Here is a 15,459-nt window from a genome sequence, read left to right on the forward strand (position 1 = left end):
ACCAATCAAATTGTGATATTATTTTAAAAAGTCATAAAAATGTAACATATTTCTATCTTATCAAACTTTTTGATTGCTTTATATGGGGGGAACAAAATGAACAAATCGAAAAATCGCTGGCTCATCGCAACAAGTGCTGTGGGGATTCATTTATCTATTGGGTCTGTTTATGCTTGGAGTGTTTTTACGAATCCTTTACATCAAGCCTTTCAGTGGTCATTGACAGAAATAAGCCTAACCTTCAGTATTGCTATTTTATTTTTAGGATTATCTGCTGCTTTCATGGGACATTTCGTTGAAAGGTATGGTCCAAGGGCATCAGGGCTCTTCTCAGCCATTTTCTTCGGTATCGGAATGACAGGGTCAGGATTCGCTGTCCACATGTCCTCACTCCCTCTCCTCTATTTATTTTATGGTGTACTCGCTGGGATAGGATTAGGGGTAGGTTATATTGCACCTGTATCAACTTTAGTGAAATGGTTTCCGGACCGAAGAGGACTTGCAACTGGCTTAGCTATTATGGGTTTTGGATTTGCGTCTCTTATTTGCAGCCCAATTATCCAATATCTCATTGAAAAAGTAGATATCGCAAATACCTTTTACATTCTTGGAATTTCCTATTTTATGATCATGGTGATTTCATCTCTTTATTTATCACCACCAACACCTGATGACGTCAAACAATTTGACGTGTTAAAAACAAAACAAAGAAAAATCCCTCAGGATTTATCACAGCTTACAGCAAATGAAGCGATCAAAACACGACGTTTTTATTATTTGTGGCTCATGCTCTTTATTAATATCACATGCGGAATTGCCATTATTTCAGTAGCATCGCCTCTTGCTCAAGAAAGTGTTGGATTCACTGCAGGTGCTGCAGCTACCCTTGTTGGCATTTTAGGTGCTTTTAATGGTTTAGGACGGATTGGCTGGGCTTCCTTCTCAGATTATATCGGAAGGCCGAATACGTATACAATCTTCTTTAGTATCCAGCTCATTGCCTTTCCTTTACTTCCCTACTTAAAAGAACCACTCGTCTTTTCAATCGTGATGGCGATCATTTATACGTGCTATGGAGGAGGGTTTGCCTCAATTCCAGCCTATATTGGGGATTTATTTGGCACGAAACAACTTGGTGCCATACACGGTTATATTCTGACAGCTTGGGCAGCTGCTGGTTTAGCAGGACCTTTATTTTCATCCTTTATCCGAGATATAACAGGTAACTACACGCAGAGTCTGATGGTGTTCTCTGGCTTATTTTTCATCGCTTTTATCATATCTCTTCTCATCCGGAAGGATATTCAGCAGCTTAGAGAAACAAACCTTACTGCTACTTCTTCTATCTCATCCCGACCTTAATTTGAATTTGACAGAATTACAATCTAAAGGTAATTTTTAGATATGAAAACGCTTTATAAAGTAATAGGAGGGTGATGCTATCATGGGGAAAACAAAACATAAGGGGCCTATTAAGCTTAATAAAAAACCCTCACCAAAGCTATGGGCTTCTTTTGCGCCTATGGGACTTGGAAAAGTAAAGCCGAAACACATTCGAGATACGATGAAAGTGGCGTGGGAGAACAAGGATAATCTCCCCTATGCATATCGTATTTTAACGCAAGGCGTGTGTGACGGCTGCGCCCTTGGTGTTTCAGGGTTATATGACCAAACGCTCGCAGGACCTCATATATGCACCACAAGACTAAATGTACTTCGTCTTAATACAATGCCAGCTATTGATCCAAAATGGTTTGAAGACATTCAACAGCTCAAACACATGGACAGCACCACTCTTCGCAAACTTGGCCGTATCCCTTATCCACTCATTCGAAAAAGAGGTGACAATGCCTTTACGCGTATTTCTTGGGATGATGCATTAGATCAAATCGCAGCTAAAATCAAATCAATTGATAAACGGCAGCTCGCTTTCTATTTAACAGCTAGAGGAATTACAAATGAAGTCTATTATACCGCTGCGAAGGCAGCTCGCTTTATCGGGACAAATCATATTGATAATGCGTCTCGCATTTGTCATTCACCGAGCAAAACCGCTCTTAAGCGGTCCCTTGGGATAGGAGCCTCCAGCTGTAATTACAACGATTGGATCGGAACAGATGTCTTAATTTTTTGGGGATCTGTCGCAGCAAACAATCAGCCCGTTTCAACTAAATATATGTATGCGGCGAAAAAGAAAGGAACCAAAATTATTGTCATCAATCCGTACAAAGAGCCTGCCATGGAAAAGTACTGGGTTCCCTCTATTCCAGAAAGTGCTTTATTCGGCACAAAAATCGCGGATGATTTCTATCAAGTCAATATAGGCGGCGATATTGCGTTTATGAACGGTGTCATCAAACATTGGTTTGACATGGAGCAGCACGCCCCCCATTCCGCTCTTGATCATGAATTTATTCAAGCTCATACTACCGGCATACAGGATTTACAGCAGCATGTCGCACAATTGAAATGGGAAGACCTAGAGACATCATCAGGCTTATCAAAAGAAAGAATGAAGGAATTTGCCATCCTTCTTGCCAATGCCAATTCAGGCGTTTTCATTTGGAGCATGGGTCTTACTCAGCACCGCTTTGCAACTGATAATATATCACAGGTTGCCAACCTTGCTATGTTACGTGGATTTATTGGCAGGAAACATTGTGGTGTCATGCCAATTCGCGGTCATAGCGGTGTTCAAGGTTCTGGTGAAATGGGTGCTGACCCATTTGTTTTGCCGGGCAGTGATTTTGATGAGGAGAATATTGAAAGAATCGAAAAAATTTGGGGTTTTGACATTCCGAAGTGGCATGGTGACACTATTGGGCAATCATTTGAGAAAATGGCTCTCCCAAAAGAACATCCGCAAAAACTCAAAATGCTGTTTACGAGCGGCGGGAACTTTTTAGAAACGATGCCAAATCCAGATGCGATCGAAAAAGCTTTATCTGAGCTTGAACTTCGTGTCCATCAAGATATCATTTTGAATACCTCTACACTTGTAGAGGCAGAGGAGACGGTAATTGTTCTGCCTGCTATGACAAGGTATGAACAGCCAGGCGGCGGTACATCCACTAGTACGGAACGCATGGTATATTTCAGTCCAGAAATTGAAGGTCCTCGGATTGAGGAAGCCAGAGCAGAATGGGATATTTATATTGATCTTGCAAAAAGAGTACGGCCAGAAGATGCTGAACTGATTCATTTCGAAACGGCTGAAGACATTCGCCGCGAGATTGCGATCGCAAATCGAAACTATGATGGCATCCAGCATTTACGTCATAAAGGAGACGTTTTTCAATGGGGAGGTGCCTGGCTATGTGAAGACGGAGAGTGTCCAACACCGGACGGCAAAGGACATCTTCTTCCTGCCCAGCTGCCTCAATACCGAAAAACCGAGGGTCATTTTCATATCACGACAAGAAGAGGAAAGCAATTCAACTCCATGATCTATAGTGAAAAGGATGCCTTTAATGGTGGGAAGCGTCATTCTATCTTGATGAATGAAGATGATGCTAAAGAACTTTATGTCAAAGAAGGTGATCCAGTTGTTTTGTTTAATCAATATGGATCCTACCAAGGAGTCGCTCAATTTGGGGAGTTGAAACGTGGCAATATCGCTGTTTACTGGCCTGAAGGGAACGTTTTAATTCCAAAGGGTGTGTATGAGAGCTACTCACAGATTCCCGAATATAATACGGCGGCCATATTAGAAAAAGCTGAAACCTTTCATGCAAGAAAAGACCAGCACTACGTGGAGAAACGAATTGATGAATTAGAAACCACTTTGAATTGATCTTCACCTAAAAAAACAGCTGGGGAATACAAATCCCCAGCTCCCATTCATATCCTACTGACCAAAAGTGCTCGCTTCACTTTGTAAAATGTGATTCAATTCTTCGGCATTTGCAGCCGGTTGATATTGTCCACCGCCCGCTTTTGCAACAGACTTTAGACTTTTTGCTTCTTTTTCATTCACGTCAAAGCCGATGATATTAACAATGGTGTCAATTCCGCCTTCATGTAGTTCCTTTGCTGCTTGTGAAGGGCTTCCTCCACAAGTTTCTTTACCATCGCTGACGACATAGACAATATTTTTCCCTTCAGCCTGGTGATCTTCAAAATCTTGCTTCGTATCTGTTAATGCTTTTGCAAGTGGTGTCCAGCCGGTTGGTTTATACACATTCAGAGCTTGCTGAAATGTTGATGATTCATATGATCCAAATCCATAAACGGCTTCAGAGCTTCCACAAGAAAGTTCTTTTCCAGCATTTTTATTGGTTCCTTCATGACCAAACACACGAAGAAGGACTTGTGTATCATCTGATAAAATACTTGCGAAGCTTTGAATAGAACGTTTGGCGATATCGATTTTCTTTTCGCCTTCAACTGATTGTGCCATGCTGCCGCTTAAATCAAGTAATATCACCACATGAGCTGGCTCCTGTTTTTTTGTCACAGCATGAGCTGGTGAAGAAAGAAGCAGGACAAGGCTAGCCAAAATAGTTAATACAATATTGCGTTTCATTTATAAAAACCTCCCTTTTTACATTTGTACAGAAAAAGAGAAACGAAAGCATACATCAATCGTTTCCCTTTTGTTCAGCAAGTTATTCGTGTAATTTTAATGATTCTGCTGACAGGATAGAACCCATTTCTTTACCAGTGCTTGCTTGGTAGTAATGGCCCTTACCAGCTTTGGCTACTTGCTTTAATTGACCTTCATAGCCATCGTTAAAGTCTAATCCAATGACATTAACAACAGTCGATCCTTTAGAGTTATGCAATTCTTTTGCTACTTTTACTGGATCTCCGCCACAAGTTTCTTCGCCATCAGTGATGAGGTACACAATATGTTTTGTACCATTATTAAGCTGTTCATCCGTTTGCTTTGCATCTTCAAGAGCACGAGCAATCGGTGTCCAGCCATTTGGTCCAAGTCCGTTTAATGAGTTTTCGAAGCTGTCTTTTTCGTAAGGCTGTACGCCATAAACGCCTCTAATGACTTCACATGATTGAGCTTTACCTGAATTTTTGTTGTTTCCTTCAGAGCCAAACAAGCTCATACGAATTTTAGCGTCTTTTGGAAGTGACTGAGCAAATTTAAATACCTCTTGTTTAGCGAGGTCAAATTTGCGTTCTCCCTCTACTTTTCTTGCCATGCTTCCACTTGCATCAAGTAAGATAGTGACTCTTACATCTTTGTTATGTTTTTTGACTGTAGATGCTTTTGCAAATACTGGTGAAGAGATTGACATAGATAATGTCAATACAGCTAAGGTTACGAGTGTAAATACTTTTTTCAACATCATTTTTCCTTCCTCCCTATGTATTAAATTGAAACATCTTAATCGTAAAAGATTCTGTCTTGGAATGGTATAGGACTCGGTCCCTTTTTCTCTTTCATCAAAATCACTAAAAATCTGTCAGTTGTCTAGATACATTCACCCAACACATCATTTTTTCTCTTGTTTTCTCCTTCTTTCGAGGGGCTTTGTATCGGCCATCGGTGCTTGTCGGGACGTAAATGTTTAAGATTTCCTGAGGTGCGTCTTAAGTCGCAAATTGACACATTCTGTTCAAACCTCTTGAAACACACAAAAAAGATGCCCCATTCTGAGGCACCTTTGCTTTATTTTTTAGCCATATACGTGTTAAGAAAACGATCAGCTGGTTCAATTTGAATCCCTTTATAATAATGTTTCACGATAGCATCCACTTTTTTGCCTGACTGTGCCATATAATGCGCACCGTACTGACTCATTCCAACACCATGGCCATACCCTTTTGTCGTGATGATGATTTGCTGGCCTTGGCGTTCCCAAGTAAAGTCCGCTGAATGAAGTCCTAATGACTCTCGAATGTCTCTGCCTGTCAGTGTTTTACCGTTTATTACGGCTTTTGCTACTTGATTACCTGGTGTCCGTTCTACTATCTGCCCTACCTGAGCCTGCTGAGTGAGCGTCACACCTAATTTTTGCTGAAATTCACTAACTGGGATGGTTTTCTTGTTTTGAAATTTTGGCGATTTTTCGTCCCATTTACTTGAGACACTTTTCAAATATGGGATTTCATTTTTCCAATAAGCTTCGGCATTTTCCGTTTTCCCGTTACTTGTTGAAAAGAATGAAGCATCAATTGGCTTCTCGTCATAAGTCAGCACTTTTCCTTGTGTGCTGGCAACAGCTTCTGTAACTTTTTTCAACTTCCAATTGTACGCCTTCCCCCAAATTTTCTTGAGTTCCTGCTTGTTTTTATACACCTGGAACATTTGGGTATCATCTACAAGAGAGCCTTTTGGTGATTTGACGGTCTTATCGATAATCATTTGTCTGACGATATACGTTCTTGCGGCGAGTGCCTGTGCCTTGAGTGCTTCCATCTCAAAATCAGCTGGCATTTCAGACGCTACGACACCGATCACATACTCTTCTAAGGGGATGTTTTCTACCTGCTGATGAGCAGAACGATAAACGGGGATAGCGACGGGTGATTGCTTCAATTTGACTGTACCCTTCACTTCTTTTTTAACTGATGGCTCCGCTGATACATGCTGGTTTGCCTCCGGTTTCCCTTGAAACGTCGGCAACACTAGTAAAGTTGGAATCATTAAAATAATGATGCATATTCCTGCGATTGTCCATATCATTGGTTTCATATTTGGCTGCCCCCATTTTCATTGAATCTCTTTTATCCTATGGGGAGGGACAAGCTAATATGACAGCTTCTTTCATTCAGTGGACAAGTCTTTCGATGAAGATAAGAGGCTGTTTATCAACTGATTTTACTGTTCGTCTGTATGAATAAAATTTAAGATGATTGGATACACTAATGATAAGCTTTAAAAATAAAGCAATCTATGATTCTAAAAAAAAATCAGCATGCCCCAATGGACACACTGATTTCTTGATGATTACGCGTTCAGATCTGATACAACTTGTTCTTGTGTCACATCTGCTGTTTCATCGTTTACTCTTTCAATATCTGCACCGATTGCTGCAAGCTTCTGGTGGAAGTTCACATATCCACGATCGATATGCTTCAACTCAGTGACACGTGTATGACCTTCTGCTACTAATCCAGCAAGTACAAGTGCTGCTCCTGCTCTTAAATCAGTCGCTGACACTTCAGCACCTTGAAGCTGAACCGGCCCGTTGATAATAACAGAGCGACCCTCAATTTTAATATCACCATTCATACGGCGGAATTCTTCTGCATGCATAAAGCGGTTTTCAAATACCGTTTCTGTAATCATGCTTGTTCCGTTCGCACGAAGCAATAGCGCCATCATCTGAGATTGCATATCCGTTGGGAAACCAGGATGTGGCATTGTTTTTAGATCAATTGGCTTGAGCTCAGATGGTCCAATGACTCTTAAACCTTCTTCTTCTTCAATGATCTGAATACCCATTTCTTCCATTTTTGCTACAAGTGATGTCATGTGCTCCGGCACTGCGCCTTTCACAAGAACATTTCCTTCTGTAATGGCTGCTGCCACCATGAAAGTACCTGCTTCAATTCTGTCAGGGATGATGTTGTGTTTTGCACCGTGAAGTGTTTCCACACCTTCGATTTTGATTGTACCAGTACCAGCTCCGCGAACTTTACCGCCCATGGCATTGATGTAGTTTGCCAAATCAACAATTTCAGGTTCTTTTGCTACGTTTTCTAAAATCGTTGTTCCTTCAGCTAATGCTGCTGCCATAATGATGTTTTCAGTTGCGCCAACACTTGGGAAATCCAAATAGATTTTCGCACCTTTTAAACGGCCGTTGACTTCAGCCTCGATGAAACCATTTCCTACTTGAATTTTAGCTCCCATTGCTTCAAAGCCTTTTAAATGCTGGTCAATTGGTCTTGAACCAATCGCACAGCCTCCAGGTAATGCAACTCTTGCATGACCTGTTCTTGCTAAAAGTGGTCCCATGACGAGCACAGACGCTCGCATTTTACGGACATACTCAAACGGAGCCTCAGTTTCTAGTGCATGAGATGCATCCACTGATACTTCGTTATTTTCAAAATGTACTTCTGCTCCTAAATGACGTAACACTTCATTGATTGTATATACATCGGAGAGCGTAGGTACATCACAAATTACGCTTTTTTCTGTACTTGCTAACAAAGATGCAGCGATAACTGGTAAAACGGCATTTTTTGCTCCTTCTACTTTAACTGTGCCGTTTAACTTTTGACCGCCGCGGACGATGATTTTTTCCAAGGTCTTCCCCTCCGCGTCCCAAATTCTCTATATTAATATTCAGTCGTTACGATTGGTGTGCCAACCGTAATCGTATGATTTTCGTTCATTTCCGAACTTCTGATGGCAATTTGAACATTCATTTTATCATTTGAAGTCATAATGAACTGTTCCCACTTATCTGTGTAAGCGGAAAGCGACACAAAATTAGACTCAACGAGATACTCAACTGGTTTTGCTTGAAATTCATTTGCTAACATTTCAGCTTTTTTTTGCAAAACAACATCCATCATACCATTTACATGACCATCGAGACAAGTAAAAATTACAAATTTCTCTTGTAATATGCTTTTTGCATGACGTACGAACTGATCATATGTATGCTCCCAGGTATTCAGTGGGCGAGCACCTTTTTGCTCATATAATAAATACGACTTTTGATTGGATTTTGTGTCGGTCTTCACGAGTAAAATTTTCGATAATGTATCATTTTTTTCATCTTTGTAAATTCCTGTGACTTTGGTGACATGTTGTTCTTCTTTTTCGGTCCACTCATACTGTCGTAGTTCGTCTTTGAAACGTTTCACTTTTTTTGAAAATTGTTCGGATGAAATGTTTACATTTGTTTTGGCGTGAAGAGTCCATCCATCTACTTCAATTTGCTGGTTGTTCAGACCTTCTGCTATTTGGGCGAGCGGAGAAGATTCTTCCGCACGAACACCTTGAATCACCAGAACAAAAAAAAGAATAAACGCAAATAATGGCCAACCTTTTATATACTTTCTCACTTGTCATTCCCCCTTGCTACAAGTGTTGCCGCAAGGAGGTCTATGCATACGTGGAAAAGTCATCAAAGGCCATACTTTTGACACTTCTTTTTACGTTCCCGCATAAGGCAGTGACCAAACCTTTTATGTTAGAACATATAAGGGATTTGTCTGGAGAAATTTAAGTAATCAAGGAAGAAATTGCTGACTGCAGATGCAATAGCAATGGTAATGAGCATCATCAGCAATCTTGCCTGAATGATTTTCCCTTTTTTAATTAGTGGGTCAATATTTACAGCAAGCAATGCCCACCATGTAATCGCAATAAAAAACAGGTGGATCACAATACTCACGATTGCTTGTTGTCCTACGTCTTCCATACAGTTGAATCCTCCTTTTATTTATTTCTGTAAAGGAAAACTCCCTTTCATTATATCCGCGAAAATCGGAAAGATGAATCATTTGGAAAAAAGAGCTACATTTAGAGTAAATCCCCTCTTATCCTGGTGCCAAGGAGATGATATACTGCGTGTGGAAGGAGCTGTACACATTGAAAGATTCTTTTCCTGACTTTGTTGATTTGTACGGAGAACTGGTTCCCTCATTTGATCATGAATGGGAGGCCATTGCTTTCTACTTTGATTATAGACAGACACAGCTAGAAGAATTAGCGCAATTGTGTCATTTTCATAACATTTCTTTGGATTATTCTGAGGAGAGCCTGTATCAGTTAGAAACACTTTACTTTGATGCATTTACCAAGCAGTTGTTTGCTGAGTGGAAAATGCCAATAGATGCATTAGAAGCGATGATGAGTGTATATATGGGAGAGGTTGTCCTCCGTCATCATTCAGATGCTGACTGGGTGGTACGTCCTTATATGGACTCTCCGCATCAATATACGCTGGGTTTGCGCCGGCACAATAAAACGTGGCATAGTACGCAGTTTTGCGAGCACTTATATCTTGAAAAACAGGATTCTCACCCGTATGTGTCAATGTACCAATCCCTCATGTCATTCTAAAAAAAATCCTTCTTATCATTGTGATAAGAAGGATTTTCTGTTTTATTTCCCTGCTACATTTAAACGGTTTAACGCCCGTTTTAATGCGAGTTCCGCCCGGCGTACATCACTTTCATTCGGGTGGTTCAAATGCTCTTCAGCACGCTGTTTCGCTGATTTCGCACGATCGACATCAACTTTATCTGATGTTTCAGCGGCCTGAGCAAGAATGGTTACTTGTTCAGGGCGAACTTCAACAAATCCGCCACTTACTGCAACCAATTCAGTTGATCCACTATGTTTTAAGCGAACTGCACCGATTTTTAGCGGAGCAACCATTGGAACGTGGCCAGCTAAAATACCAAGCTCACCGCTTTCTGCTCTCACACTGACCATTTCCACATCCGCTTGATACACTGGGCCGTCGGGAGTAACGATATTGACTTGAACGGTCTTCATGCTTTTACCCTCCTAAGGACCAGATTAGGCCTCTACACCCATCTCTTTGGCTTTTTCAACCACTTCTTCAATGCGTCCAACTAAGCGGAATGCATCTTCTGGAAGGTGATCGTATTTACCAGATAAGATTTCCTTGAAGCCTTTAACAGTTTCTTTCAATGGCACGTAAGAACCTTTTTGGCCAGTGAACTGCTCTGCTACGTGGAAGTTTTGAGATAGGAAGAATTGAACACGACGCGCTCTGTGTACAACAAGCTTATCGTCCTCTGATAATTCATCCATACCTAAAATGGCAATGATATCTTGTAGTTCTTTATAACGCTGCAATGTTTGCTGCACTTCACGCGCAATGGCATAGTGCTCTTCGCCAACGATCTCAGGTGCAAGTGCACGAGATGTTGAAGCAAGAGGATCAACCGCTGGGTAAATACCCATTTCAGTCAGCTTACGCTCAAGGTTTGTCGTTGCATCAAGGTGAGCGAACGTTGTTGCTGGAGCTGGATCCGTGTAGTCATCCGCAGGTACATAGATCGCTTGAATCGATGTAACCGATCCTACGTTTGTAGACGTGATACGCTCTTGCAGCTGACCCATTTCTGTTGCAAGTGTCGGCTGATAACCTACCGCTGAAGGCATACGTCCAAGAAGGGCTGATACTTCAGAACCTGCTTGTGTAAAACGATAGATGTTATCGATGAAGAACAATACGTCTTGACCTAGTTCATCACGGAAATGCTCTGCCATTGTCAAACCAGTTAGGGCAACACGCATACGTGCACCTGGTGGCTCGTTCATTTGTCCGAAGACCATGGCTGTTTTTTCAATAACACCAGAATCTTTCATTTCGTAGTAAAGGTCGTTTCCTTCACGTGTACGCTCTCCAACACCAGCGAATACAGAAATACCGCCGTGTTCTTGTGCGATGTTGTTGATCAATTCTTGAATCAGAACGGTTTTACCTACACCGGCTCCACCGAATAGACCGATCTTTCCGCCCTTGATGTAAGGAGCAAGAAGATCAACAACTTTAATACCCGTTTCAAGAATTTCAACTTCTGTAGAAAGTTGATCAAAAGAAGGCGCTTGTCTGTGGATTGGATCTCTTTGAGCTTCCACACCAAGTGGCTCATCTAAGTCAATGTTATCTCCCAGTACGTTGAATACACGTCCAAGTGTTACGTTACCAACTGGTACTGAAATTGGTTTTCCAAGGTCTACAGCTTCCATACCGCGCTTCACACCATCTGTTGAAGCCATTGCGATGGTTCTCACTGTATCGTCACCTAAATGTAGTGCTACTTCTAAAGTTAAGTCGATATCAACTTCACTTTCACTTTCCGCTTTATGCGAAACTCTGATCGCATTATAAATCTCAGGCAAGTGACCATCTTCAAAACGAACGTCTACGACTGGTCCCATGATCTGACTGATGCGTCCTGTTTTCATTGCATTCCCTCCTGACAATTATTTCTATTCTAAGGCAGCTGCTCCGCCGACAATTTCTGTAATCTCTTGTGTAATCGCTGCTTGACGAGCACGGTTGTAAGAGAGTGTCAGGCTGTCGATCAATTCCTTTGCGTTGTCTGTTGCACTCTTCATTGCTGTCATCCTTGCAGCATGTTCACTTGCTTTACTGTCAAGAAGCGCACCGAAAATCAAACTCTCTGCATATTGAGGAAGGAGAACTTCAAGAATTTCTTCTTCAGAAGGCTCAAACTCATAAGATGCGGAACGTTTATTAGGTGTCGCTGCGGCCGAAATGTCCGTTAGCGGCAATAATTTCTTCTCTGTTACTTCTTGTGAAATGGCACTGACAAAGTGGTTATAGAACATGTAAAGTTCGTCAAACGCTTCATCAGAGAACATTTGAACTGTACTGCTTGCTAATTCTTTAATATCAGCAAACGCTACTTCGTCTCCAAGCCCTGTTACTTCAGAAATAACTGGAATACCGCGCTTTTTGAAGAAGTCGCGTCCGATTTTACCAATCACAATCACCGCATATTCATCAGCTGACTGATGACGAGATTGAATGGTTTGGTAAGCAGCACGCAAAATCGAGCTGTTAAAAGGTCCTGCAAGTCCTCGATCAGATGTAATGACGAGATATCCTGTTTTCTTGACAGGTCTTGAAAGAAGCATTGGGTGCTTAGCACTTGTTCCAGTTGCGATTGCAGCAACCACTTCCTGGATTTTCTCCATGTAAGGAACAAAAGACTTCGCATTGTTTTCAGCACGATTCAGTTTCGCAGCTGACACCATTTGCATCGCTTTTGTGATCTGACTCGATTTTTTCGTTGACGTGATCCTTGACTTTATATCGCGTAATGAGGCCAAAGATTTCACCACCTTTTTTCAGGAATCCGTGTTCATTTACGTGAAAAGAGAGAAAAAGAGAATCTTTTTCTCTCGGAAAGATTACTAGTTGCTTGGTGCAAACGTACGTTTAAAGCCTTCGATGGCTGTATTCCACTCTTCATCAGCAGGCATGTTTCCTGTTTGAGAGATCGTGTCAAACAATCCTTTATGGTTTTCTTCAATGTACATAAATAACTCAGCTTCGAAACGTTTGACATCAGCAACCGCGACATCGTCTAAGTATCCTCTTGTGAGTGCATAAAGAATCGCTACTTGTTTTTCAACTTTAAGCGGTTTGTTCAAGTCTTGTTTTAAGACTTCAACTGTTCTAGCACCACGGTTTAATTTTGCTTGAGTCGCTTGGTCTAGATCAGATCCAAATTGAGCGAATGCTTCAAGCTCACGATAAGAAGCAAGATCCAGACGAAGTGTACCTGCTACCTTTTTCATCGCTTTGATTTGTGCAGAACCACCTACACGGGATACAGACAATCCTGCGTTTACTGCTGGACGTACGCCTGAGAAGAAGAGGTCAGATTGTAAGAAGATCTGTCCATCTGTGATTGAAATAACGTTTGTTGGGATATATGCAGAGATATCACCAGCTTGCGTTTCTACGAAAGGCAATGCTGTGATAGAACCGCCACCCTTTGCGTCACTAAGCTTCGCTGCACGCTCTAATAAACGAGAGTGAAGATAGAAAACATCACCAGGGAATGCCTCACGACCTGGAGGACGACGAAGCAATAACGAAAGCTCACGGTAAGCCGCCGCTTGTTTAGAAAGGTCATCATATACAACAAGTACGTGCTTGCCGTTATACATGAATTCCTCACCCATCGTTACACCTGCATAAGGAGCAAGGTAAAGAAGTGGAGCTGGCTGTGATGCAGAAGCTGTGACTACAATTGTGTAATCAAGCGCACCATGCTTACGAAGTGTTTCAACAACACCACGAACCGTTGATTCTTTTTGTCCGATCGCTACATAAATACAGATCATGTCTTGATCTTTTTGGTTAAGGATCGTATCAATTGCAACAGATGTTTTACCTGTTTGACGGTCACCAATGATCAATTCACGCTGTCCGCGTCCGATTGGAATCAAGGCATCAATTGCTTTAATCCCTGTTTGAAGCGGCTCATGTACAGATTTACGATCCATAACGCCTGGTGCTTCACTTTCGATTGGACGAGTTTTGCTTGTTAAAATTGGACCTAGTCCATCAACAGGCTGACCAAGTGGGTTCACAATACGTCCGATTAACTCTTCACCTACTGGAACCTCCATGATACGACCTGTACGTTTTACATCGTCACCTTCGCGGATATCTTTGTAAGGTCCTAAAATAACGATACCTACGTTAGACTCCTCAAGGTTTTGAGCCATACCCATTACACCGTTAGAGAACTCAACCAGCTCTCCTGCCATAATGTTGTCAAGGCCATGTACACGCGCGATACCGTCCCCTACTTGGATGACTGTACCGACATCTTTTACTTCAATTTCAGATTGATAGTTTTGGATTTGCTGCTTTATCAGCGCGCTAATCTCTTCAGCTTTGATACTCACTAAGGTTTCACCCCTTCTAACGATTTTCGCCTGCAAGCTGACGTTCAATGCGGGAAAGCTTTCCGCTGACACTGCCGTCATAAATGCGGTTTCCGATACGGATTTTCACTCCGCCTATTAGATCCTTGTCAATCACATTTTCAACACGCAGTGATGTGACTCCGGCTTTTTTGGCAAATACTTCAGATAAAGATTGAATTTCAGCACCGCTCAGCGGTTTCACTGAGTACACGATCGCATCGTCTATTTGTTTCGTGCGGTTTGCCAGTTTCACAAACTCAGACGTCATTTCAGAGAAAATATTCGTGCGTCCGCGGTCAATCAATAAATACATTGTGTGCAATACATGTGTCGAAACACCTTTGAAAGCTTCTGCAATCAAATGTTTCTTTTTGTCTGCCGTAATCTTTGGATGAACAAGAAAGTCATTCAACTCTTGGTCAGCCTTTAGAACTTTTTTGATCTCATTCAGCTCTTTTTCAGTTTCGTCTACTGCCGAAGAAGCAAGAACGATGTCAAAAAGAGCAGAAGCGTAACGCTTAGAGACAATAGTCACGCTCATCGGCTTTCGCCTGCCTCTTTAAGATACTCTTGAATCAATTTCTCTTGTGCTTGCTCATCAAGTTCTCTTTCAATCACTTTAGATGCAATAAGTACAGATAGTGATGCAACCTGCTCGCGCAGTGCAGCCACAGCTTGTTCTTTTTCTTTCACGATTTCAGTTCTAGCAGACTCTTTCAAGCGCTCTGACTCTTGACGTGCTGCTTGAATGATCTCTTCTTTTTGTTTCTCACCAATCTTTTTCGCATTTTCGATGAGTGTATGTGATTCTTCGCGTGCTTCTTTCAATAAGACACGTTGTTCTTCAAGAAGCTTTTCAGCTTGAACGTGCTTTTGTTCAGCACTTGAAATTTCATTTCCTATATAATCTTCACGCTGTTTCATAATCCCTAATAAAGGCTTAAGCGCAAATTTCTTTAAAAGTGCAAGCAAGATGAGCATAGCGATCAGCTGGAATATCATATCCCCGGCATTGAAACTTAAGCCACCTGCTCCTAAAACCACTGGTAACTGAGACATTTAGTACGGCAACTCCCTTCTTT

15 protein-coding genes are annotated in these 15,459 nt (G+C 41.6%); 3 read left to right on the forward strand and 12 right to left on the reverse strand.

Annotation, left to right across the window (positions count from 1 at the left end; all coding sequences use genetic code 11):
- Nucleotides 1–96: 96 nt before the first annotated feature.
- Together ACQYAC_RS11050 and ACQYAC_RS11055 are read left to right on the forward strand one after the other, a co-directional pair.
- The gene (locus ACQYAC_RS11050) at nt 97–1,362 is read left to right on the forward strand and encodes an L-lactate MFS transporter (protein WP_061409847.1); all 1,266 of its coding nucleotides are present in this window, start codon (nt 97–99) and stop codon (nt 1,360–1,362) included.
- A gap of 82 nt (nt 1,363–1,444) precedes the next feature.
- Nucleotides 1,445–3,793: an FdhF/YdeP family oxidoreductase gene (locus ACQYAC_RS11055; protein ID WP_429943298.1), complete on the forward strand. Its 2,349-nt coding sequence runs from the start codon at nt 1,445–1,447 to the stop codon at nt 3,791–3,793.
- Nucleotides 3,794–3,847: 54 nt separating this feature from the next.
- Here ACQYAC_RS11055 and ACQYAC_RS11060 read toward each other — a convergent pair whose 3' ends face one another.
- The 6 genes from ACQYAC_RS11060 to ACQYAC_RS11085 form a co-directional block, all read right to left on the reverse strand.
- Nucleotides 3,848–4,525 (reverse strand): VWA domain-containing protein, encoded by a 678-nt coding sequence (locus ACQYAC_RS11060; protein ID WP_429943299.1) that lies wholly within the window; start codon nt 4,523–4,525, stop codon nt 3,848–3,850.
- Nucleotides 4,526–4,607: 82 nt separating this feature from the next.
- Nucleotides 4,608–5,306, reverse strand: coding sequence for a VWA domain-containing protein (locus tag ACQYAC_RS11065; RefSeq protein WP_081042276.1), 699 nt, complete (start codon nt 5,304–5,306; stop codon nt 4,608–4,610).
- A gap of 323 nt (nt 5,307–5,629) precedes the next feature.
- Nucleotides 5,630–6,655: a stage II sporulation protein D gene (gene spoIID, locus ACQYAC_RS11070; RefSeq protein WP_058013480.1), complete on the reverse strand. Its 1,026-nt coding sequence runs from the start codon at nt 6,653–6,655 to the stop codon at nt 5,630–5,632.
- Between the two features lie 255 nt (nt 6,656–6,910).
- Nucleotides 6,911–8,218 (reverse strand): UDP-N-acetylglucosamine 1-carboxyvinyltransferase, encoded by a 1,308-nt coding sequence (gene murA, locus ACQYAC_RS11075; protein WP_429943300.1) that lies wholly within the window; start codon nt 8,216–8,218, stop codon nt 6,911–6,913.
- Nucleotides 8,219–8,250: 32 nt separating this feature from the next.
- Nucleotides 8,251–8,985 (reverse strand): YwmB family TATA-box binding protein, encoded by a 735-nt coding sequence (locus ACQYAC_RS11080; protein ID WP_429943301.1) that lies wholly within the window; start codon nt 8,983–8,985, stop codon nt 8,251–8,253.
- 128 nt (nt 8,986–9,113) lie between these two features.
- Nucleotides 9,114–9,344 carry a DUF1146 family protein gene (locus ACQYAC_RS11085; RefSeq protein WP_025208130.1) on the reverse strand — a complete coding sequence of 77 codons (231 nt, stop codon included), beginning with the start codon at nt 9,342–9,344 and terminating at the stop codon, nt 9,114–9,116.
- A gap of 137 nt (nt 9,345–9,481) precedes the next feature.
- Here ACQYAC_RS11085 and ACQYAC_RS11090 point away from each other — a divergent pair, with 137 nt between their 5' ends.
- Nucleotides 9,482–9,988, forward strand: a complete 507-nt coding sequence (locus ACQYAC_RS11090; RefSeq protein WP_371869430.1) for a hypothetical protein — start codon at nt 9,482–9,484, stop codon at nt 9,986–9,988.
- A gap of 42 nt (nt 9,989–10,030) precedes the next feature.
- Here the strand turns inward: ACQYAC_RS11090 and ACQYAC_RS11095 are convergent, their stop codons facing one another.
- The 6 genes from ACQYAC_RS11095 to atpF all read right to left on the reverse strand — a co-directional run bounded on the left by ACQYAC_RS11095 (nt 10,031) and on the right by atpF (nt 15,436).
- Nucleotides 10,031–10,426, reverse strand: coding sequence for a F0F1 ATP synthase subunit epsilon (locus ACQYAC_RS11095; protein WP_003214592.1), 396 nt, complete (start codon nt 10,424–10,426; stop codon nt 10,031–10,033).
- Nucleotides 10,427–10,450: 24 nt separating this feature from the next.
- The gene (gene atpD / locus ACQYAC_RS11100; RefSeq protein WP_012011546.1) at nt 10,451–11,872 is read right to left on the reverse strand and encodes a F0F1 ATP synthase subunit beta; all 1,422 of its coding nucleotides are present in this window, start codon (nt 11,870–11,872) and stop codon (nt 10,451–10,453) included.
- Between the two features lie 24 nt (nt 11,873–11,896).
- Nucleotides 11,897–12,763, reverse strand: a complete 867-nt coding sequence (locus ACQYAC_RS11105; RefSeq protein ID WP_012011547.1) for a F0F1 ATP synthase subunit gamma — start codon at nt 12,761–12,763, stop codon at nt 11,897–11,899.
- Between the two features lie 84 nt (nt 12,764–12,847).
- Nucleotides 12,848–14,356, reverse strand: a complete 1,509-nt coding sequence (gene atpA / locus ACQYAC_RS11110) for a F0F1 ATP synthase subunit alpha (RefSeq protein WP_012011548.1) — start codon at nt 14,354–14,356, stop codon at nt 12,848–12,850.
- A gap of 16 nt (nt 14,357–14,372) precedes the next feature.
- Nucleotides 14,373–14,918, reverse strand: a complete 546-nt coding sequence (locus ACQYAC_RS11115) for a F0F1 ATP synthase subunit delta (protein WP_012011549.1) — start codon at nt 14,916–14,918, stop codon at nt 14,373–14,375.
- Nucleotides 14,915–15,436 (reverse strand): F0F1 ATP synthase subunit B, encoded by a 522-nt coding sequence (gene atpF, locus ACQYAC_RS11120; protein WP_003214532.1) that lies wholly within the window; start codon nt 15,434–15,436, stop codon nt 14,915–14,917. The genes ACQYAC_RS11115 and atpF overlap by 4 nt, the downstream gene beginning before the upstream one ends.
- Nucleotides 15,437–15,459: the final 23 nt, after the last annotated feature.

Origin of the sequence: Bacillus sp. MM09(2025) (assembly GCF_050496725.1) — a bacterium.
Classification (GTDB): Bacteria; Bacillota; Bacilli; order Bacillales; family Bacillaceae; genus Bacillus; species Bacillus pumilus.

Excerpts from the sequence above, each read along its gene's own strand:
- ACQYAC_RS11050 (WP_061409847.1), top strand. The coding sequence starts at position 97 with ATGAACAAATCGAAAAATCGCTGGCTCATCGCAACAAGTGCTGTGGGG.
- ACQYAC_RS11055 (WP_429943298.1), top strand. The coding sequence starts at position 1,445 with ATGGGGAAAACAAAACATAAGGGGCCTATTAAGCTTAATAAAAAACCC.
- ACQYAC_RS11060 (WP_429943299.1), bottom strand. The coding sequence starts at position 4,525 with ATGAAACGCAATATTGTATTAACTATTTTGGCTAGCCTTGTCCTGCTT.
- ACQYAC_RS11065 (WP_081042276.1), bottom strand. The coding sequence starts at position 5,306 with ATGTTGAAAAAAGTATTTACACTCGTAACCTTAGCTGTATTGACATTA.
- spoIID (WP_058013480.1), bottom strand. The coding sequence starts at position 6,655 with ATGAAACCAATGATATGGACAATCGCAGGAATATGCATCATTATTTTA.
- ACQYAC_RS11085 (WP_025208130.1), bottom strand. The coding sequence starts at position 9,344 with ATGGAAGACGTAGGACAACAAGCAATCGTGAGTATTGTGATCCACCTG.
- ACQYAC_RS11090 (WP_371869430.1), top strand. The coding sequence starts at position 9,482 with ATGATATACTGCGTGTGGAAGGAGCTGTACACATTGAAAGATTCTTTT.
- ACQYAC_RS11095 (WP_003214592.1), bottom strand. The coding sequence starts at position 10,426 with ATGAAGACCGTTCAAGTCAATATCGTTACTCCCGACGGCCCAGTGTAT.
- atpD (WP_012011546.1), bottom strand. The coding sequence starts at position 11,872 with ATGAAAACAGGACGCATCAGTCAGATCATGGGACCAGTCGTAGACGTT.
- ACQYAC_RS11115 (WP_012011549.1), bottom strand. The coding sequence starts at position 14,918 with ATGAGCGTGACTATTGTCTCTAAGCGTTACGCTTCTGCTCTTTTTGAC.
- atpF (WP_003214532.1), bottom strand. The coding sequence starts at position 15,436 with ATGTCTCAGTTACCAGTGGTTTTAGGAGCAGGTGGCTTAAGTTTCAAT.